This is a genomic window from Ensifer soli, assembly GCF_041928815.1.
In the GTDB taxonomy this organism is placed as follows: domain Bacteria; phylum Pseudomonadota; class Alphaproteobacteria; order Rhizobiales; family Rhizobiaceae; genus JBHFEI01.
Genome location: NZ_JBHFEI010000006.1, coordinates 34,139 through 55,142, shown reverse-complemented (window position 1 = coordinate 55,142; position 21,004 = coordinate 34,139). Strand labels below are relative to the sequence as shown.

The following is a 21,004-nucleotide window of genomic DNA, read 5'->3' as shown; positions in this document are numbered from 1 at the left end:
GCAATCATTGCCTCACGCAACGGAACGATAACGTCATTCCGCGGCTTCGCCAATATTCAAATCGCCCCGCAAGGATTCGTTCCCGCACGGAATTTCGCCTCTTCTTCCCCCGCGCCAGACGCTTGTCGGCGGGCCTTGTTCAGGACGCGGCCGATAGGCAACACCCTTTACCCAGATCTTCAACGCCTCCCAGTGGATGCCGGCGACGATCTTCAACGTCAGGTGCGGGATGCGCGCGACGAGGCGCAGGATGGTGCCGGTCGAAAGAGGGCGCGCGACCGCCGAAAAGGCGGCGGCGAGAAGCGGTCCCTCGCGGTCGGTCTCGAGGATGCGCCAGCGGATCTCGCGGCCGGGCGGCAGCATGCGAAAATGGTAGGTCATCTCCATGTCGATGAAGGGCGACACGTGGAAGATCTTGGCGCAGGTCTGGCGCAGTCCCGATGGCCGCAATTCGCCGCGAACGACCGGACAGACATAGGTGTGGCGCTCCCCGAAAGTGTTGCGCACCTCGTAGATCATCGCCAGAAGCAAACCTTGGGCGTCATAGGCATGGTATACGGCGAGGGGATTGAACACCCATCCGGCAATCCGCGGATAGCAGACGAGCAGGATACGGGCCGCCGGATCGACGATGCCGGCCTCGGCGAGCAGCGCGTCCGCATGGGCGCGAAGGGTGGGCGCCCGACCCTGCGTGTGATCGGTCTCGAAGAAAGCGATGAGATTGTTGCGGTTGACCGAAAAAAGCCGGCTTGCGCGGTCGGCTTCATCCAGGCGGTCGATATCGACCATCAGGGAAAAGACGGTGTAGCGGAAGCGGTGGCCGACCGGTTTCATCCGCTGGTGCATCACGATGCCATCGAAAAGGACTGCCGCCGCGCCGGGAGGCGCGCCGTTTCGCGCCATGTCCGCTCCGGGCGCGGTTTTCGTCATTCGGCCGCCTCGGCGAAGACGGGAAGGCGGCTGCGCCAGGGAATGACGCCGCCGAGAGCCTCGGCCGCCGCGAGCCCCGAGGTCAGCCCGTCCTCGTGGAAGCCATAGCCGGTCCAGGCACCGGCGAAATAGGCGTGGTTTACGCCCTGGAGCGACGCCAGCAGGCCGCGCGATGCCATCGAGCCGCCGTCGAACTGCGGATGATCGTAGCGGAATTCGGCAAAGACGCGGTCGTCGCGCGGCTCGCGCTCCGGGTTGAGCGTGACGAAGAGCGGGAAGGCGGGATCGATGCCCTGAAGCCGGTTCATCCAGTAGGTGACCGCGACGTTCTGCTCGCCGTCGTCGCGGCTGGAGCGGAGATAGTTCCAGGAGGCCCAGACCTTGCGCCGCTTCGGCATCAGGCCCGGATCGCGATGGAGGATCACGCGGTTCGGCTGGTAGGGCACGGTCGAAAGCGCCTGCCGTTCAGCCGGCGTCGCATCCGAAAGCATGGCGAGCGTCTGGTCGCTGTGGGCGGCGAAGACGACCTTGTCGAAGCGTTCTTCCGTGCCGTCCGGCAGGCTGAGGATCACGCCGAGCGGATCGCGCCGCACCGCCCTGACCGGGCAGCCGAGCCGGACCTTCCGCCCGAGCGGCCGCAGCAGCCGGTCGAGATAGGTGCGCGCGCCGCCCGTCACGGTCCGCCAGGGATGGGGCGTGCGATGGACGAGCCGGTGATTGTCGAAGAAATTGACGAAGTGTTCGGCCGGAAACTCCATCATCCGGCTGACGCTCATCGACCAGATCGCTGCCGCCATAGGGATCAGGTAGTTCTGCGTGAAGCCGGGCGAAAACCGGCGCATCAGCAGGTAGTCGCCGATCGACAGGCTGCCCAGCAGCCCGGCATCCCGGTCGGAAAGGCAGAGCCGGTTGAAGCGCAGGATCTCGCGCAGCATCCACAGGAAGGACGGGCGCAGCAGGTTGCGCTTCTGCGCGAAGATGGTCGACAGCGTATCGCCGCTCCACTCCATCACGCCACCGTCGAGCGACAGCGAGAAGCTCATATTGCTGGCATGGGTGGCGATGCCGAGTTCGGCAAAGAGCGCGGTCAGGTTCGGATAGTTGGTCTCGTTATAGACGATGAACCCGGTATCGACGGCGATGCGGCAGCCGTCATAATCGACGTCGACGGTCGCGGTATGGCCGCCCGGACGCGCATCCTTCTCGAACAAAGTAACGTCATGGACAGGATCCAGCGCCCAGGCGGCGGCACTGCCGGATATGCCCGAGCCGATCACCGCGATCCTGAGCCGGCGCGGGGCGAAGGTGGCGGGACGAAGTAGAACGGGAGCGTTCATGCGGCATCCTTGACGGCTTGATAGGCGGCGAGCGCGCGGTCACGCGCCTCGAAATGATCGACCACGGGCCTCGGATAGGTATCCCCGAGCACGATGCCCGCCGCCTCCAGCACCGGTTTCGGTGCCTCGAAAGGACGGTGCAGGTATTTTGGCGGAAGCTTCGCCAGTTCCGGGACATGGGTCTTCACATAGCTGCCGTCCGGATCGAATTTCTCGCCCTGAAGGATCGGGTTGAAGACGCGGAAAAACGGCGCTGCGTCGGCGCCGCAGCCGGCGACCCACTGCCAGCTGGCCGCATTCGAGGCGGGGTCGGCGTCGACGAGGGTGTCGCGAAACCAGGCCTCGCCCTGCCGCCAGTCAATCATCAGATCCTTGATCAGGAAGGAGGCCGCGATCATGCGCACACGATTGTGCATATAGCCGGTCGTCCAGAGCTGGCGCATGCCGGCGTCGACGATCGGGTATCCGGTCCGGCCCATTTGCCAGCGCTTCAGTTTCGCGCCGTCCGAAATCCACGGAAATGCATCGAAGCGGTCATCGAGGTTCCGCCGGGCCATGTCGGGATTGTGGAACAGCAGGTGGTAGGAAAAGTCCCGCCAGACGACTTCCTTGCGAAAGACGAGCCTGTCATTCTCGGCGACGTCTGAACGCGCCGATACGGCGTGCCACAGCCGGGCAGGGGATATTTCACCCAGGGCGAGATGCGGCGACAGCATCGATGTGCCGTCCGCCCCCGGAAGATCGCGCCGGGTCGCATAACCGTCGAGCCCGTCGTCGACGAAGGCGGCGAGCCTCGCGAGCGCGCCCGTCTCGCCGGGGCACCAGAGATCCGAAAAACCCTTCGCCCAGTCCGGCTTTTTCGGCAGCAGCGTCCAGTCGGAAAGCGTCTCGGAGGGCGGCAGCGACTCGGGCGCCGCGATGCGCCGGGGCGGATCGAAAGGCGTCGGCGGCTCCTCGCCGGCGGCAAGCGCGCGCCAGAAGGGCGAGTAGACCTTGTAGGGGCCACCCGATCCGGTCTTGAGCACCGAGGGTTCGTGGAGGAGCTGCCCGCAGAAGCTGCTGACCGTGACGCCGTCGCGCGACAGTGCCTGCTTCAGCGGCCCGTCGACGGCGATCCCGTGCGGATCGTAGCGGCGGTTCCAGCAGACCTCTGTCGCCCCGGTTTCACGGATCAGTTCCGCAATCACCTTCGCCGCCGGTCCCGACCTCAGGATCAGCGCATTGCCTCTGTTCGACAGCGCCCCGGCAAGGGCCGTCAGGGAATGATGCAGCCACCACGCCTGCGCCGCGCCGAGGGGACCGTTGCCGGTCTCCGCCGGCTCGCGGATATAGACCGCGACGACAGGCCTTCCTTCCGCCGAGGCCTGGCTCAGGGCGGCGTTGTCGCAAAGCCTGAGGTCCTTGCGAAACCAGAGGATGGCGGGGGAAGTGCTTGATCTCATGCGTCCTGACCGTCGGCGTTTCTGTCGTGCCGTCTACGCATATACGGTAACGGCGGATCAGAGTTTCGTCGTCCAGCCTCCTAAAAATTGCACCCGGCGCCGGAGCATCGCCCGGCCACGGACGGGGAAGAAACGCCTGCGATCCTTTTTAGGGGGCCTGCACGTTAGCGGATTGAAAAATTCGAAATCGCGTATATTCTAAGAATTAATTAATTTAAGTCGATGTTTTAAAATTCATGTCATATTGCAATGCAATAAAAATCGCCTTGCAGTGCATCATGCCGTCTGGCTCCAAACGTCTTGTCCTTCAATTCGCGTCTGTATGGGGTGGAAAATCATGGCCAAAGCTTTCACGCTGGTTCAATTCACGACAGGTGTTGACATACAATTCGGCGCGAACACGGTGGAAAACCTGTTCGGTTCGCCCAATACGGACGTGTACTTCGGCTTCGGCGGGAACGATATCCTGCGGGGCGGGGCGGGAGACGACTTCCTCATCGGCGAAAGCGGCGCGGACACGCTTGCCGGCGAGGACGGCGACGACGTGCTGATCTATTCGTCGGAAGCCGTCGACCTCGCCTATTTCAACTACGGCACGGCGAACTTCGTCGGCGGTGCCGCGCAGATCCAGGATCCGCGCGACCGCCAGTTCCTGCTCGACGAATGGTTCGATGCCCTGAGCCTGGCGATTGCCGCGAACCCGACGCCTGTCGCCGATATCAGCATTTCGGGCGGCAACGGCTTCGACACGGCCGTGCTCGACCTTTCCTACCGCACGACCGCGGTCACGTTCACGCTCGGCGGCTCCACCTTCAACCTGCCGGGCGAGAACATCAATTTCGACAGTGTCGAGCAGGTCTGGGTCCGCGGCAGCAATGTCGCGACCGGAGACCAGATCACCGGCGGCGCGGCCAACGACCGGCTTTACGGCGAGGGCGGCAGCGACACGCTGGACGGCGGCGGCGGCGACGATTTCGTCTTCGGTGGCTCCGGCGTCGACACGCTGAACGGCGGCGACGGCAACGACTTCATCGTTTCGACCAATTTCTTCAGCCATTTCCAACGCACCGGAAACGCGCCGGAAAGCTATCTGGTCGGCCTGCAGTCGATCTATGCCGGAACGGGGTTCGATGCGGACCGGCTGATCGACGGCGGAACCGGCATCGACACGGCCGTGATCGATTTCGAATTCGTCGGCCGCGGCGTCAATTATGGCGTCGATCCGACCACGCTCGTCACCATCGACGGGCTGACAACACAGATCGTCGGCGTCGAGGCGATCTGGGCGATCGACACCGTCTTTGCCGACCAGATCCGCGGAGGCGAATTCGACGACCGGTTCCTGAACATCTCGGGTGCCGCCGGCGACACGTTCGACGGGCGAGGGGGCATCGACACGGTGGAGCTTCGCCGCTTCGGCACCGGCAACATCAACCTGCAGAACAATGCCGCCAACACCGGCGACGCGCAGGGCGACACCTATATCAGCATCGAAAACGTCGTCGGTTCCGATTCCGCCAATGTGATCACCGGCAATGGCGAGAGCAACACCCTGTTCGGCAGGGGCGGCGCCGACACGCTGAGCGGCGGCGACGGCAACGACATCCTCGAGGGCGGCACGGGTGCCGACCAGCTGAACGGCGGCCTCGGCATCGACACGGTCTCCTATTCCACCGCCGTCACGGCGGCCGGCGCGGTCACCGGCGTTACCGTCGACCTGCTCAACCCAGGATCGAACACCGGCGATGCGGCGGGTGACACATTCTCGGAGGTCGAGAATATCATCGGCAGCCGCCGCGGCGACGTCCTGAGGGGCAACAACGGCGACAACGTCATCGACGGCGGCCTCGGCCGCGACACGATCGAGGGCAGGGACGGCAACGACACCTTCATCGCCGGCAACGGCAACGACAGTTTCGACGGCGGCAATGGTGCGGACACGCTGGTTCTCTCCGGCAACAAGTCCGACTACCAGATCACCGTGGCCGGCGCCGGCTTTCAGCTCGTCGATCTGCGCGGCGCCAACTTCGACGGCACGGACACGGTCACGCAGGTCGAGACCTTCGTCTTCGCCGACCAGACCCGCTCGGCCGCGACACTGCTCAACGCGCCGCCGGCGCTGCCGGTGCTGAATGCCGGTCCGCTTGCCGAAAACGCGACGCAAGGGACGGTCGTGGGCACGCTCGCAGCGGCTGATCCCGACGGCAATCCCGTGACGTTCCAGCTCGATGCCGCGGGGCTTGCGCTGTTCTCGATCGCCGGCAACCAGCTGATCCTCAACCCGAACGCCAATATCGACTTCGAGCAGGGATCGACCCGGTCCTTCCAGGTCTCGGCGATCGATTCTTCCGGCGCCTCCTCCGGCCCGACGACGGTGACGGTGCAGATCGGCAACGTCAACGAGGCGCCGGGAACGCCGAGCTTCGCCGGCAACCCGATCCCCGAAAACTCCGCCGGCGGCACCGTGATCGGCACCTTCTCGGCCGTCGATCCGGACGGGACGGCGCCGGGCTTCGAGATCGTCGGCGGCTCTTCGCTGTTTGCGATCAGCGGAAACCGGCTCGTCGTCGCCAACGGCGCCAATCTCGACTTCGAGGCGGGCGCGACGCGGACTCTGCAGGTGCGCGCGACCGACGGCAGCCTGACATCGGGCGCGCTCGACATCACCGTGCGCCTGACCAATGTCGACGAACCCATCCTCGGCACGCCCGGCAACGACCCGCGCATCGCGGGCACCCCGGATGACGACATCATCAACGGGCTCGGCGGCAACGACACGATCCTCGGCAGCAATGGTGCCGACCGCATCAATGGCGGCCTGGGCACCGACACCGTCTTCTACACCAAGGTGGTGACGCTCGACCGGCTGAGCCCGGACGACAACAGCGGCCAGGCGGAAGGCGATACCTTCGTCAGCATCGAACGGTTCCAGTTCTCGTCCGGCGCCGATTCCGCCTTCGGCGGCAATCTCCGAGACCAGTTCTTCGGCGGTCGCGGCGCGGATACGCTCGAAGGGCGCGGCGGTGCGGACATCCTGAACGGCGAGGTCGGCAATGACGAGATCGACGGCGGCGACGGCCGCGATATCATCACCGGGGGCAAGGGCCGCGACACGCTGACGGGCGGCGACGGGACGGACTTCTTCGTCTTCGAGAACATCGCGGACCGCGGCGACACGATCACGGATTTCAGCGCCGCTGAACGCGACAAGATCCGCATCTCCCGCGACGGTTTCAACCTCGATGACGACTTCATCCTGCGCGACGGGACGACGCTGATCGTCGACGACGTTCCGGTCGCCCGCGGGACCGGCCCGGTGTTTCTGTTCGACACTGATACCGGCCTCTTCTCGATCGACAAGAACGGCGCGGCCGCGGGAGGCCGCATCGCCATCGTCACGCTCGCCGACGTCGAGAGCGTCACGGCCCGCGACTTCGTCCTCTTCGCCTGACGGAGATGGCGTCACAGGCCGGGTAACACCGGCCTGTGATCGTCGATTTAACGAACCGCGAGCCGGCTTGGCGTCGCGGTTTTCGGGGGCAGGGATGGTGCTTTGCGGTTCGAGGCGACAATCTCCCATCCGTGTCAAAGCTGAATAGGGCTCCAATTCGGTCAAGGGCCGGTGCATGTCCTTCGGATTACGAGGCTGCTTGTCCAAACGTGCGTTGAAATCCGCAATGAACTTAGGCGCATAGGCATTGGCGGCCTCGATCGTTTCGATGCCGGGAAGCCGATCTTCTTGACGACTCGATTCTGCAATATCTGGTTGACACGTTCCACACGGCCCTTGGCCTGTGGGGTGTTGGCACAGATGGTGTCAATTTCGCCCATAAAGCGCCCTTCCGAATTGCGTCAGTCCGCTCGTTCGGTCCTTCTCCGACTCATGAATAGAACGAAAGCGCCCGTGCTTGAGAAGGCGAGCCGCGGAAAAGCCTTGGTCCCATGAATAACCAGTTCGCCAAAGCATCCTGCGGATGTGGCCGCGATGTTGAAATGTCCGCCGGTTTGCAAAGTAGAAATGTCCGACTGATCGCCATACGGCACACCGACCAGCCCCGATCTGAGTGGCTGATCCCGCTTGCAAGATCAGATCGGGGCGGGTGGTATACACACCTCTTCGGCTTTAGCTTGAGGCTATTCGACCTTCAGTTCACTCCGCAGCTTGCTGCTCCAACAGCGCCTTTTTGCGCCGGGCAATCACCGCCGGATCGTTCATGAAGTCCGTGCTCCGTCCTGGCTTTCGACTCCGTGGCTGGTAACCGATCTTCTCGCTGTTGGTCTTGACGACCGGCGGCACATGCTGGTCCTGACGCTCCTTGATGTAAGCCAGAATATCACCGAGCCGCTTGTTCTCGGTAATGGCCGCATGCGTCACCCGCTGGTCCTTGTCGAACACCGTATAGGGTAGGGAATATCCTTTCCAGCGCACATCGAGGCGACCATCCGCATAGGCGTAGGTCTCGACATAGCGGCCAACCAAACCACGCGTCACGTCGGTCTGCGTCAGCATGATCCGCTTGCGTTCAAATGAAAACGATGGAAAATCGAGCATTATACCGGCTCATGAACTCGCCAGAAACGCGTTGACAGCCTCCATGTTATCGATCCTGCAATGTCCGGTTCATCCGTTCGACACGACCCTTTGCTTGGCTCGAATTTGCGCAGAGAATCTCGATGTTTAACTCGCAAAGCGCACGCCCGAACTGGGTCATGGCCTGGCCGGCCTTGGCATCCTTCTTTGCCACTCGGAACACCGAATGCTTGTCTGAATAGAACGCGATTGGGGCACCGTGCTCACGCAAATACAGCCCTAGAGCTTCAAAATAGGAAAACGCACTTTCCGATCGCACAAACCGCAATTGCATCAACTTGCCGGTCGCATCGTCGATGAACACTAATAACGAACAGGGATCGCCACGGTCTTCGAACCAGCGATGGTCGGAGCCATCAATCTGCACCAGCTCGCCATAAGCTTCGCGCCGTAACCATGGCTGATGAAACGTCCGGCGTTTTTTGCGCTACAACCATATCCCGGAATCGATCATCCAACGGCGCAACGTCTCGCGCGACACACGCAATCTATCGCGCTCGGCCAGCATCTCAGACGCTAGGGTCGGGCCAAAGTCTGCATAACTTTCCTGGACCAGCGTCACTGCGTAATCCCGAACGCCGTCGCTGATCCGATTGTTTGACGGACGTCCGATCGCCTTGTGGCGGATCGATGCGGCACCACCAATGCTCATCCGGGTCAACAACCGACGCACCTGGCGCGTACTCAAGGCAAGCAAATGTGCCGCCGTTATCATAGTCATACGGTCAGCGACCACCTTCGACAAAACTTTGATCAGCTGCAGATCGCGCTCGCTTATCGCTATCAATCCCAATCGCATAAGATAGATTATGGAACTTTCGAAAAGTCCGGCGGAAGGCGGAAGTCTGACTGGCAAACCCCGATTTCAAAAGCCGCTGCTGAAGCCAGCGCAAAGAATTGCCGGATCTGAGCGGCATTCGTTGTCTTCGTCGCCATCGTCCTGAGTACCCGCCGCGGTCATCTCGCCGCAACGACGCGTCGGAATTTCCTCTGATTTTGAAATCCCATCACGCGTCGAAATCATTTCGGTATACGGGTCTCTGTTGCAGGATAGGAAAGCTCACAAACACCTCCTCACCCGTCGACCCTGTCGTTCACCTCGATCCAGTAACCGTCGGGATCCTGCAGGTAGATCTGCCGAAAACCGTTCCGGTGCAGGTAGACCTGGCCGCGGGCGCCGAGCCAGTCCTCGAACGCGATGCCCTTTCCGGTCAGGTCCGCGACCAGCGCGTCGAAATCGGGGGTCGAAAGGGCCAGATGCGTATCTTTCGTCACATGGGTGGCGCCGAAGTCCCGTTCGATCAGATGGATCGTGTCGCCGTTGCCGAGTGCCATCCAGCGCACATTCGCGCTTCCGGCTTTCCGGTCGACCTCCTCCAGTCCGAGGACGTTGCGGTAAAAGGCGACGCTGCGTTCGACGTCGCGGACGAGCAGCGCCATATGGTCGAGAGCGTAGCGGCGCGTCATGATGTATTCTCCTGCACGCTGCGGCGCCTTGCCGCAATGAACACCTCCGGCGGTCGGACGGCACCGCCTGAGGAGACGATTTAAAGCATGTCCCGCAAAACTGTGCAGCGGTTTTGCGGGACATGCGTGAAAACGAAGATCTGAAGCGTAAGGGCCAATCCGGAAGATTGCCACACGCTTCGCAGACATCGAAGGGCCGCAGGCGAAATCCTTACTCGGCCGCCGCCTCCGCGTCGTCGGCGATGAAGCCGCCGGACTGGCGTGACCAGAGGTCGGCATAGAGCCCGCCGCGCGTGACGAGCTCGCCATGCGAGCCGCTCTCGACGATGCGCCCACGCTCGAGGATCACCAGCCGGTCCATCTCCGTCAGCGTCGACAGGCGGTGGGCGATCGCGATCACCGTCTTGCCCTGCATCAGGGCGAAGAGGTTTTCCTGGATCGCCGCTTCCACTTCCGAATCGAGCGCCGAGGTCGCCTCGTCGAGAACGAGGATCGGCGCATCCTTCAGGAACACCCGGGCGATCGCGATCCGCTGCCGCTGCCCGCCGGAGAGCTTGACGCCGCGTTCGCCGACCTGGGCATCAAGGCCCGTGCGTCCCTGATTGTCCTCCAGCGTCACGATGAAGTCCCAGGCGTTCGCCTTGCGGGCCGCCGCCTCGATCTCGGCGTCGGTCGCCTCCGGCCGGCCATAGGCGATGTTGTCGCGGATCGAACGATGCAGCAGCGAGGTGTCCTGCGTGACGACGCCGATGGTCTCCCTCAGGCTGTCCTGCGTCACGGTCGCAATGTCGACGCCGTCGATCAGGATGCGGCCGGCCTCCAGATTGTAGAAGCGCAGCAGCACGTTCATCAGCGTCGTCTTGCCGGCGCCGGAGCGGCCGACGAGACCGATCTTCTCGCCGGGGCGGATGTCAAGCGTCAGATCGTCGATGACGCCCTTCGCCTTGCCGTAGTGGAAGCGGACGTTCTCGAAGCGGATCGCGCCCTTCGGCGCGGCAAGCGCCGGCGCCGCCTTCGCGTCGACGATGTCGTGTTCCTTCGTCAGCATTCCCATCCCGTCATAGACCGTGCCGATGTTCTCGAAGAGCGCCGAGACTTCCCACATGATCCATTGCGACATGCCGTTGATGCGCATGGCAAGGCCGGTGGCGATCGCGACCGCACCGATCGTCACCGCGCTCGTCAGCCAGAGATGGATGCCGAGCGCCGCGATGGCGAAGAGCGCGACGCAGTTGTTGAGGTAGACGAGCACATGCAGCGCCGTTACCTTGCGCATCTGCCGGTGGACGGTGTCGAGGAATTCCTGCATGCCCGAGCGGGCATAGGCCTCCTCCCGCCCGGCATGGGAAAAGAGCTTCACCGTCGTGATGTTGGTGTAGCTGTCGACGATCCGGCCAGTCATCATCGAGCGGGCATCGGCCTGCTCGCTGGCGATCCGGCGCAGTTTCGGGATGTAATGGGCGAGGATCCCGACATAGACGACGATCCAAACGGCAAGCGGCGTCACCAGCCGCCAGTCGGCCGCGGCGACGACGACGAGCATCGAGATGAAATAACTGACGACATAGACGAAGACGTCGAGGATCTTCATCACCGTCTCGCGGACGGCAAGCGAGGTCTGCATCACCTTCGTCGCGACCCGGCCCGCGAATTCGTTGGCGAAGAAGCCGACGCTCTGGCGCAGCAGGAAGCGGTGCATCTGCCAGCGGGCGATCATCGGATAGTTGCCGAGCAGCACCTGGTGCATCATCAGCGAATCGATCGCGACGACGAGCGGCAGGCCGACGAGGATCAGCGCGCCCATCCAGACGAGCGTCGCCCCCTGCGTTTCGAGGAAGGTCGCCCGGTCGGCCGCCGACAGCCAGTCGACGAGGTCGCCGAGGAACTGGAACAGCGCCACCTCGCCGACCGCGATCAGCACGGTGCAGAACGACATGATCATCAGCCACGGCAGCGCCTGGCGCGAATAATGCCAGCAGAAGGCGAAAAGCCCGGAGGGCGGCGCCGTCGGGATTTCCGGCGGATAGGGATTGAGGCGGGATTCAAACCAGCCGAACATGAGACACTCCCGGTTGGGCATGCGACACGGGACGGTGCGCCTTCAGCGCGGCACGGGCCATGTCGAGATCATCGAGGAAAAGAAACGAAACGCAGGGGCCTAGGCGTCAGGCCATTCGGATGCGGTGGGCATCGGGGAGGCGAGAGATCGCGATATGATGCATCCGGGCCTCCTTTGATTCGCGTTGCGGATGGCTGCTCTTACGACGTTTGCGCTTCAAATGCCAGATTGACGCAGCTACATGCCCTGCCCTCACCTCCCGCCTGTTGCCGATTCGGCACAGGCCGATCGACCTGCTGAACGGAAGCCGCATGCTGAGACTCGCCCTCTACCAGCCCGACATTCCCGGAAACACCGGAACGATCCTGCGCCTTGCCGCCTGCCTCGGCCTTGGCGTCGACATCATCGGGCCGGCCGGCTTCGACGTCTCCGACCGCAACCTGAAACGCGCCGGCATGGACTACCTGTCCCGTGTCGCGCTGACGCGCCATATCGACTGGAGCCGCTTCGAGGCGTGGCGCGGCGGCGAGGGGCGACGCCTCGTCCTCGCCACGACGAAGGCGGCGATGCCCTATACCGAGGTCGACTACCGCGCAGATGACATCCTGCTGTTCGGCCGCGAAAGTGCCGGCGTGCCGGACCATGTTCACAACAGCGCCGACATGCGCATTCTTGTTCCGATGGTGGAGGGCATGCGGTCGCTCAACGTCGCGATGGCGGCCGCGATGATCGCCGGCGAGGCGATCCGCGTGACGGGTGAACGCGACTGAAGCGTGTCGCGATCTTCCAGATTCGCTCATGCGCTTTAGGTCTTTGTTTTTACGCGTGTCTCGCAAAACCGCCGCACAGCTTTGCGCGACACGCGTCAGGGCATTTCCAGCCGAAACGGCATTGCTTCGGCGTCTGGCAATGCGGCAGGAACAAAGGCCCGGGACATTTTCGGCGATCCGGCGAGATCCGCGAAAACCCTCTCAATCCGCCGCCGGCAGTCGTCGCATGGTGAACTCGATGGCGTCGCCCTCGAGCGGGCGCCAGCTTTCCACCTCGGTCCAGTAGGCGGCCTTCGGCCACCGGTCGAACCATTCGCGCGCCTTCAGCCGCGCGGCCTGGCGGTCGAGGCGGAAGGTTTCGCGCACGAAGGCGCCCTCGCCCGCAGCTTTCCGGTGCCGCTCGATCTGCCGTTTCAGACCATCGAGCGGCGGGCCCGGCGGTCTCGCCGACACTTTGCCTGCCATCCTTCGCCTCCCTTGCCGGCACGTCGCTGCTCGCCCCTGTCATTCAGCGGCACTTGAAGATAGGATCGGCGGACACGTTTTGCGAGTCAGTTTTCGCCGCCCCGGCGGCCGCAACGGGAACCTTGAGAGAATGGAACGACCGCATCTGCCCCCCGGCCTGCCCGACGACATCGAGGAGAAGAAGGCGCAGGCGCGCGCCTGGTTCGAGAGCCTGCGCGACCGCATCTGCGCCGCTTTCGAAGCGCTGGAGGACGAGGCGGCGGGCCTGATGGCGGACGAGCCGCCGGGCCGCTTCGTCGCCAAGGACTGGGAGCGGCCGGACGGCGGCGGCGGGCGCATGTCGATGATCGCCGGCCGGGTGTTCGAGAAGGCGGGTGTTCATACCTCGACCGTGCACGGCGAATTCTCGCCGGAATTCCGCGCGCAGATCCCCGGTGCGGAAGAGGACCCGCGCTTCTGGGCCTCGGGCATCTCGCTGATCGCCCATCCCGTTAATCCCAACGTTCCGGCCGTTCACATGAACACGCGGATGGTGGTGACGACATCGCGCTGGTTCGGCGGCGGCGCCGACCTCACCCCCGTGCTCGACCGGCGCCGGACCCAGGCCGATCCCGACACGCAGCTTTTCCACAAGGCGCTGGAGATCACCTGCGGCCGCCATGCGGTCGCCGACTATCCGCGCTTCAAGGCCTGGTGCGACGAGTATTTCTTCCTGAAGCATCGCGACGAGCCGCGCGGCACCGGCGGCATCTTCTACGACTGGCTGCATTCGTCGGAGGAGGCCGGGGGCTGGGATGCCGACTTTGCCTTCACCCAGGATGTCGGCAAGGCCTTCAGCCTCGTCTACCCGAAGATCGTCCGGCAGAATTTCAACACGCCCTGGACCGAGGCCGACCGCGACGAACAGCTTGTCCGGCGCGGGCGCTACGTCGAGTTCAATCTGCTCTACGATCGCGGCACGATCTTCGGGCTGAAGACCGGCGGCAATGTCGAGTCGATCCTCTCGTCGATGCCGCCGGCCGTGCGCTGGCCCTGACGCAAGGCAAGGCTCGCCTTGCGTCAGGTGCGTGAGGCTGAATGGCGAGAGATCCGGGCAACGGGCTGAATCCGTTTCCCTTTTTGTCAGCGTGCCAGTTCGGCGAGCTGCGTCATCACAACCGCCGCACCCTGCAACCGCTTCTCCGGCGTCGGGAAATCGCGCGACAGGAACAGGCTGTGGTCCGGCCGGATCTTCGCCATCGAGCCCTGCCTCGCGATGTAGCCGACGAGATTGCCCGGATTGGGGAATTCGCGGTTGCGGAACTGCACGACAATGCCCTTCGGCCCGGCATCGAGCTTTTCGACATTGGCGGTGCGGCACAGCGACTTGATGTAGACGATCTTCAGGAGGTGCTGCACCTCGACCGGCAACGGGCCGAAACGGTCGATCATCTCGGCGCCGAAGGCGTCGATCTCGGAGAGCGCCGTCAGCTCGCCAAGGCGGCGGTAAAGGCCGAGGCGCAGGTGCAGGTCCGGCACGTAGTCGTCGGGGATCATCACCGGCGTACCGACGGAGATCTGCGGCGACCAGCCGCTGTCGTGGATCTCCTCCTCGCCCTTCAGTTCGGCGACCGCTTCCTCGAGCATCTGCTGGTAGAGCTCGAAGCCGACCTCCTTGATATGGCCTGACTGTTCGTCGCCGAGCAGGTTGCCGGCGCCGCGGATGTCGAGGTCGTGGCTCGCCAGCTGGAAGCCGGCACCGAGCGTGTCGAGCGACTGCAGCACCTTGAGGCGGCGATCGGCCGTCGTCGTCAACACCTTGTTGACCGGCAGGGTGAAGAGCGCGAAGGCGCGCACCTTGGAGCGGCCGACGCGACCGCGCAGCTGGTAGAGCTGGGCGAGGCCGAACATGTCGGCGCGGTGGACGATCAGCGTGTTGGCCGAGGGCACGTCTAGGCCGGATTCGACGATGGTCGTGGAAAGGAGAACGTCGTACCTGCCCTCGTAGAAGGCGTTCATGATGTCCTCGAGTTCGGTCGCCGCCATCTGTCCGTGGGCGACCGCCACCTTGAGTTCGGGCGTGCTGGCAGCGAGGAAATCCTGGATCTCGGAAAGGTCGGAGAGGCGCGGACAGACGTAAAAACTCTGTCCGCCGCGATAGTGCTCGCGCATCAGCGTCTCGCGGATGACCAGCGCGTCGAAGGGCGAGATGAAGGTGCGCACCGCCATGCGGTCGACCGGCGGGGTGGTGATCAGCGACAGTTCGCGCACGCCGGTCAGCGCCAGTTGCAGCGTGCGCGGGATCGGCGTCGCCGAGAGCGTCAGCACATGCACGTCGCTCTTCAGCTCCTTCAGCCGCTCCTTGTGCTTGACGCCGAAATGCTGCTCCTCGTCGATGATCAGGAGACCGAGATTGGCGAAGGTGATGCCGTTGCCGAGCAGCGCGTGCGTGCCGACGACGATGTCGGTCTTGCCCTCGGCGACCTCCTTCTTCGTCAGCGCCAGTTCCTTCGAGCCGACGAGGCGGGAGGCCTGCGCCACCCGGATCGGCAGGCCGCGAAAGCGCTCGGAAAAGCTCTTGAAATGCTGTCGGGCAAGCAGCGTCGTCGGCACGACGACCGCGACCTGCACGCCGTTCATCGCCGCGATGAAGGCGGCGCGCAGCGCCACTTCCGTCTTGCCGAAGCCGACATCGCCGCAGACGAGCCGGTCCATCGGCCGCCCCGCGCCGAGATCGTCGCGCACGGCCTCGATCGAGGTCAGCTGGTCCTCGGTCTCGTCATAGGGGAAGCGGGCGGCGAATTCGTCGTAGAGGCCCTCCGGCGTGGTCAGCACCGGTGCGTGCCGGGTCAGCCGCTCGGCGGCGATGCGGATCAGTCCGCCGGCCATGTCGAGCAGCCGCTTCTTCAGCTTCGCCTTGCGCGCCTGCCAGGCGACGCCGCCGAGCTTGTCGAGGATGGCGTCGGATCCCTCCGCCCCGTAGCGCGACAGGAGTTCGATGTTTTCGACCGGCAGGAACAGCTTCGCGTCGCCGGCATAGACGAGTTCGAGGCAGGCATGCGGTGCGCCGGCCGCCTCGATGGTCCTGAGGCCGACGAAGCGGCCGATGCCGTGCTCGGCATGGACGACGATCGCGCCCTCGTCAAGGCCGGCGACCTCGGCGATGAAATCGGCGCCGCGCTTGCGCCGCTTCGAACGCCGCACCATGCGGTCGCCGAGGATGTCCTGCTCGCCGACGACGACGAGGTCGCCGAGCTCGAAGCCGGCTTCCAGCGACAGCACGCCCGCCGCGGCCTCGCCCGGCTTGAGCCTGAACACCTCGGCAAGCGAGGCGACGGTGCGGACATTGCCGAGCCCGTGTTCGGCAAGCACCTGCAGCAGCCGGTCGAGCGAGCCTTCCGACCAGCCCGAAACCAGCACCTTTGCCCCCTTCGAACGCCGGTCGGCGATGTATTTCACCGCTTGGTCGAAGACGTTGACGCGCTCGGCTTCGCTGCGGTTTTCACTCGCCGCCTTCGCCCAGCGCACGCCCATCCGGGCGTCGAGCGCGACGACGTCGCGCACCTCGCCGGCCTGCTCGCTGAAGGGCGAGAGGCGGATCGCATGCGCCTTTGAAAGCCCGTCCGAGAACTGGGCATCCGACAGATAGAGCTGCTGCGGCGGCACGGGCTTGTAGGGCGTGCCCTGCGACCCTTGCGCCTTCGACGGCGCCTGCGCCGAGGCGCGTGCGTCGTAATAGTCCTCGATCAGCTTCCAGCGTTCCGACGCCGCCTCGCGCGCCGCGCCGTCGGTGACGATGCGAAAACCCTCGAGATAGTCGAAGACCGTTTCGAGCCCCTCGAAGAAGAGCGGCAGCCAGTGCTCCATGCCGGCATAGCGCCGTCCCTCGGAGACCGCCTGATAGAGCGCGTCGTCGCGGGTCGCCGCGCCGAAGAGGGCGAGATAGTGCCGGCGAAAGGCGCTGATCGTCTCCGGCGTCAGCGACACCTCGCTCATCGGATTGAGGCTGAAGCCCTTGAGCTGCGCCGTCGTGCGCTGGCTCGCCGGATCGAAGGAGCGCACCGTTTCCAGCGTATCGCCGAAGAAATCCAGGCGGACGGGTTCGGACGCGCCGGGCACGAAAACGTCGAGAATGCCGCCGCGCACGGCGAATTCGCCGACCTCGCGCACCGTCGCGACCCGCTCGAAGCCGTTGCGCTGCAGCCGCTCAGCGATGGCGTCCATCCGCACGACCTGACCGGCCTTGGCGGAAAAGCCGAGAGCCTCGATCAGCGCCACCGGCGGCATCTTCTGCAGGGCGGCGTTGACGGTGACGAGGAGGATGGCCGGGTGCGGTGCCTTGCGAAAGGCGGCAAGCGCCGTCATCGCCGACAGGCGCCGGGCGGAAACGTCGGCGCTCGGCGAGACGCGGTCATAGGGCAGGCAGTCCCAGCCGGGCAGGCTCAGCACCGGGATGTCGGGCGCGACGAAACCGAGCATCTGTTCGACATCGGCGATGCGCTGGCCGTCGGACAGGATGTAGGCGACGGGTCCGGCGCCGCGCGCCAGTTCCGCGAGCACCAGCGGCTCGGCGCCGCCGGGCACGGGGCCGATGGTCAGCTCGCGCGTGGCTTTGGCGAGGGACGCAGCATGAAAACCGGGGATCATCGTCAGCGTGTCAGTCTTCGGCAGGAGGAGAAAAATCGGGCCGGTAGGCGGCGATGCGGGCAAAGAGCGGTGTCCTGAACCGGTCGGGGACCGGCCTCTCGCCGGTCACCCATTTGACGAGGTCGTTGTCCTCCTCGGCCATGATCGCTTCCAGCGCGTCGAGGTCGGCATCGCTCAGGGACGCGACTTCGGCCTCAGCGAACTGACCGAAGACGAGGTCCATCTCGCGGATGCCGCGATGCCAGGCGCGGAACAGGATGCGCCGGCGGCGTGGGTCGAGATCGGCGCTGCTGCGTGAGATACCCGTCATCGGCATGGTTCCTTCGGCGGCGGGGCGCTTCGCCGCGCACGCGCTCTATAAACGCTGGAAAGCGGATTGTCAGCCTTGCCATCGGGCGAATTCCCGTTTCACCTAGGCCAAACGGCATCGCGGCGCGTCGCGACTCGTCGCGATGTCCAAGCCTGTTGTCTCGACGCGGTCCCGGGCCGCGCCCACGGGGATCACCCTACCGCACCATGCGCCCTGCCCTGCTCGACCCGTTGTTCTCGCCGCTGACCGCGCTTCCGGGCGTCGGCCCGAAGGTCGGCGCGCTCTATGCGAAGCTCTTGGGCCAGGAGACGATCGAGGACTGCCGCGTCGTCGACCTCGTCTTCCACGTGCCGCGCTCGATCATCGATCGGCGTCGCCAGCCGGCGATCATGGACGCGCCCGAGGGCGAGATCTCGACGATCACCGCCCGCGTCGACCGCCACCAGCCGGGCGGATCGGCGAGCCAGCCCTACCGCGTCTATCTCGTGGACGACAGCGGCGAGCTGGCGCTCACCTTCTTCCGGGTGAAGGGCAACTGGCTGGAAAAGGCGCTGCCGGTGGACGAGATGGTCACGGTCAGCGGCAAGGTCGACTGGTTCGCCGGCCGGCCCTCGATGGTGCATCCCGACCATATGGTGAAGGCCGGCGACGGCGAGGCGATGCCGCCGGTCGAGCCGGTCTACGAGATGACGGCCGGGCTTTCGGCGAAGGTGCTGCGCCGTTCGATCGAGGCGGCGCTGGTACGCGTGCCGGAATTTCCCGAATGGATCGATCCGGGCGTGATGCAACGCCACGGCTTTTCGAGCGTCCGCGACAGCCTCCTGGCGCTGCACGACCCGCGCGATGCGCTCGACCTCGATCCGCGCGCGCCGGCGCGGTCGCGCATGGCCTATGACGAGTTCCTCGCCGGCCAGGTATCGCTGGCGCTGGTGCGCCAGCGGCTGCGGCGCATGCCCGGCGTCCCGGTCCGGGCGACCGGCGCCTTGAGCGGGCCCGTGCGCGCCGCCCTGCCCTTCACGCTGACCGGCAGCCAGCAGGCGGCCGTTGCCGACATCCTCGTCGACATGGCGGGGACGGAACGGATGCTGCGGCTGCTGCAGGGCGATGTCGGCTCCGGCAAGACGGCGGTGGCGCTGATGGCGATGCTGGCGGCGGTCGAGGCCGGCGGCCAGGCGGTGCTGATGGCGCCGACCGAGATCCTCGCGCGCCAGCATTTCGCCACGCTCTCGACGATGGCGGCGCCGGCCGGCATCGCCATCGACGTGCTCACCGGGCGCACCAAGGGCCGCGAGCGCGAGGCGATCCTCGAACGGATCGCAAGCGGTGAGACGCAGGTGGTGATCGGCACCCATGCGCTGTTCCAGGATGCCGTCGCCTACCGCTCCCTGATGCTCGCCGTCGTCGACGAGCAGCACCGTTTCGGCGTGCACCAGCGGCTGCGGCTGACGGCAAAGGGGATCTCGCCGCACATGCTGGTGATGACGGCGACCCCGATCCCGCGCACGCTGGTGCTTGCCGCCTTCGGCGACATGGACGTGTCGCGGCTGACGGAAAAGCCGGCCGGGCGCAAGCCGATCCAGACGGTGACGATCCAGAACGACCGGGTCGACGAGATCGTCGACCGCCTCGCCGCCGCGCTGGCGAAGGGAAAGAAGGCCTACTGGATCTGTCCGCTGGTGGAGGAGTCCGAGGAGACCGACCTCACTTCGGCGGAGGAGCGATTCGCCACGCTTGCGAGCGTCTTCGGGGATCGTGTCGGCCTCGTGCACGGGCGGATGAACGGCCCGGAGAAAGATGCGGTGATGGCCGCCTTCAAGGCCGGCGACATGCGCCTCCTCGTCGCCACGACGGTGGTCGAGGTCGGCGTCGACGTGCCGGATGCGACGATCATGGTGATCGAGCATGCCGAACGGTTCGGCCTTGCCCAGCTCCATCAGCTGCGCGGCCGGGTCGGGCGCGGCGACGAGGCCTCGACCTGCATGCTGATCTACAAGCCGCCTCTCTCGGAGAACGGTCGCGCCCGGCTGTCGATCCTGCGCGAGACGGAGGACGGGTTTCTGATTGCGGAGGAGGATTTGAGGCTGCGCGGCGAGGGCGAACTGCTCGGCACGCGCCAGTCCGGCCTGCCCGGTTTCCGCTTCGCCAGCCTCGAACACCATGCCGACCTGCTGGAAACCGCGCGCAAGGATGCGGCCTACCTGATCGAGCGCGATCCGGATCTCACCTCGGAGCGCGGCGCGGCGATCCGCGTGCTGCTCTACCTGCACCGGCGCGACGAGGCGATCCGCTTCCTCAGGGCTGGCTGACGGGTTCGGCGGGTGCTTCCTTGCGTTTCGGCAGGCGCTGCGGCGGCGGCTCGGGATAGACGAGCCCCCCGGAAATCAGCAGTTTCGCCGCATCCTCGGCGCTCATGTCGAGCAGGACGATCTTGTGCCGCTCGACGAAGAGCAGGAAGCCTGCGGTCGGCACCGGGGTCGGCGGCAGGAAGACCGCGACCATGTCGAGCCCCCGCTCGTCGAACTTGCTGGCGATGTTGCCCTTGGCGTCGCTGGCGATGAAGACGATCGACCACAGGCCGGGGCTCGGATACTCGATCAGCCCCGCCTTCTTGAACGAGGTCGACTGTTCCTGCAGCACGGTCTGGAAGATCTGCTTCAGCGCCTTGTAGATGGTGCGCACCAGCGGCGTGCGGTTCAGCAGCGATTCGCCGAAGGCGACGATCGAGCGGCCGACGAGGTTCGCGGTCAGGAATCCGACCAGCGTGATGACGATGATCGCCACGAGGAGACCGAAGCCCGGCACGGCGAAGGGCAGGTAGTTGTCGGGATTGTAGAAGGTCGGAAGGTAGGGTTTGACCCAGCCGTCGGCCCACTGGATGAAGGAGCGCACCAGCCAGGCGGTGATCGCCAGCGGCGCGCAGATGATCAGGCCGGTCAGGAAATAGTTCCGCAACCTTGTCGCGAGGAAACCGCGCTGGGGCCTGTCCGTCATGCTCTGTCCACTGCTT

The 21,004-nt window shown here is 65.0% G+C and carries 13 protein-coding genes and 2 pseudogenes; 4 read left to right on the top strand and 11 right to left on the bottom strand.

From position 1 onward, the window contains the following. Window positions 1-33: 33 nt before the first annotated feature. The 3 genes from ACEVQ6_RS10635 to ACEVQ6_RS10625 are packed head-to-tail and all read right to left on the bottom strand — an operon-like array spanning window position 34 to window position 3,709. Complete coding sequence (locus ACEVQ6_RS10635; protein ID WP_374888956.1) at window positions 34-930, bottom strand: DUF1365 domain-containing protein; 897 nt, start codon at window positions 928-930, stop codon at window positions 34-36. Beyond that, on the bottom strand, window positions 927-2,267 hold the full coding sequence (locus ACEVQ6_RS10630; RefSeq protein ID WP_374888955.1) for an NAD(P)/FAD-dependent oxidoreductase: 1,341 nt from the start codon (window positions 2,265-2,267) through the stop codon (window positions 927-929). The genes ACEVQ6_RS10635 and ACEVQ6_RS10630 overlap by 4 nt, the downstream gene beginning before the upstream one ends. After that, window positions 2,264-3,709 carry a cryptochrome/photolyase family protein gene (locus tag ACEVQ6_RS10625; RefSeq protein WP_374888954.1) on the bottom strand — a complete coding sequence of 482 codons (1,446 nt, stop codon included), beginning with the start codon at window positions 3,707-3,709 and terminating at the stop codon, window positions 2,264-2,266. The genes ACEVQ6_RS10630 and ACEVQ6_RS10625 overlap by 4 nt, the downstream gene beginning before the upstream one ends. A gap of 337 nt (window positions 3,710-4,046) precedes the next feature. On the opposite strand from ACEVQ6_RS10625, the gene ACEVQ6_RS10620 reads away from it, so the two are divergent. Beyond that, window positions 4,047-7,160, top strand: coding sequence for a hypothetical protein (locus tag ACEVQ6_RS10620; RefSeq protein WP_374888953.1), 3,114 nt, complete (start codon window positions 4,047-4,049; stop codon window positions 7,158-7,160). A gap of 150 nt (window positions 7,161-7,310) precedes the next feature. On the opposite strand, the pseudogene ACEVQ6_RS10615 reads toward ACEVQ6_RS10620, so the two are convergent. The 4 genes and pseudogenes from ACEVQ6_RS10615 to ACEVQ6_RS10600 form a co-directional block, all read right to left on the bottom strand. Beyond that, window positions 7,311-7,619: pseudogene (locus ACEVQ6_RS10615) on the bottom strand (ISNCY family transposase); the annotation flags it as partial. A 240-nt stretch (window positions 7,620-7,859) separates the two neighbouring features. Continuing rightward, window positions 7,860-9,093, bottom strand: a pseudogene (locus ACEVQ6_RS10610) (ISNCY family transposase). Window positions 9,094-9,374: 281 nt separating this feature from the next. After that, window positions 9,375-9,767, bottom strand: coding sequence for a VOC family protein (locus tag ACEVQ6_RS10605; RefSeq protein WP_374888952.1), 393 nt, complete (start codon window positions 9,765-9,767; stop codon window positions 9,375-9,377). A 211-nt stretch (window positions 9,768-9,978) separates the two neighbouring features. Beyond that, window positions 9,979-11,826, bottom strand: a complete 1,848-nt coding sequence (locus ACEVQ6_RS10600) for an ABC transporter ATP-binding protein (RefSeq protein ID WP_374888951.1) — start codon at window positions 11,824-11,826, stop codon at window positions 9,979-9,981. Window positions 11,827-12,137: 311 nt separating this feature from the next. On the opposite strand from ACEVQ6_RS10600, the gene ACEVQ6_RS10595 reads away from it, so the two are divergent. Then, a complete protein-coding gene (locus ACEVQ6_RS10595; RefSeq protein ID WP_374888950.1) occupies window positions 12,138-12,596 on the top strand; it encodes a tRNA (cytidine(34)-2'-O)-methyltransferase in 459 nt (152 codons plus the stop codon). A 201-nt stretch (window positions 12,597-12,797) separates the two neighbouring features. On the opposite strand, the gene ACEVQ6_RS10590 is transcribed toward ACEVQ6_RS10595, so the two are convergent. Further along, window positions 12,798-13,061 carry a hypothetical protein gene (locus tag ACEVQ6_RS10590; protein WP_374888949.1) on the bottom strand — a complete coding sequence of 88 codons (264 nt, stop codon included), beginning with the start codon at window positions 13,059-13,061 and terminating at the stop codon, window positions 12,798-12,800. A gap of 130 nt (window positions 13,062-13,191) precedes the next feature. On the opposite strand from ACEVQ6_RS10590, the gene hemF reads away from it, so the two are divergent. Beyond that, on the top strand, window positions 13,192-14,097 hold the full coding sequence (hemF, locus tag ACEVQ6_RS10585) for an oxygen-dependent coproporphyrinogen oxidase (RefSeq protein ID WP_374888948.1): 906 nt from the start codon (window positions 13,192-13,194) through the stop codon (window positions 14,095-14,097). Window positions 14,098-14,183: 86 nt separating this feature from the next. On the opposite strand, the gene mfd is transcribed toward hemF, so the two are convergent. Together mfd and ACEVQ6_RS10575 are read right to left on the bottom strand one after the other, a co-directional pair. Then, a complete protein-coding gene (gene mfd, locus ACEVQ6_RS10580) occupies window positions 14,184-17,693 on the bottom strand; it encodes a transcription-repair coupling factor (protein ID WP_374889192.1) in 3,510 nt (1,169 codons plus the stop codon). Window positions 17,694-17,697: 4 nt separating this feature from the next. Next, window positions 17,698-17,997, bottom strand: a complete 300-nt coding sequence (locus ACEVQ6_RS10575; protein ID WP_374888947.1) for an FAD assembly factor SdhE — start codon at window positions 17,995-17,997, stop codon at window positions 17,698-17,700. A 206-nt stretch (window positions 17,998-18,203) separates the two neighbouring features. Between ACEVQ6_RS10575 and recG the strand changes: the two genes are divergently transcribed. Further along, window positions 18,204-20,303, top strand: coding sequence for an ATP-dependent DNA helicase RecG (gene recG / locus ACEVQ6_RS10570; protein ID WP_374888946.1), 2,100 nt, complete (start codon window positions 18,204-18,206; stop codon window positions 20,301-20,303). On the opposite strand, the gene ACEVQ6_RS10565 is transcribed toward recG, so the two are convergent. Then, complete coding sequence (locus ACEVQ6_RS10565) at window positions 20,290-20,988, bottom strand: DUF502 domain-containing protein (RefSeq protein ID WP_374888945.1); 699 nt, start codon at window positions 20,986-20,988, stop codon at window positions 20,290-20,292. The genes recG and ACEVQ6_RS10565 overlap by 14 nt on opposite strands. Window positions 20,989-21,004 lie beyond the last annotated feature (16 nt).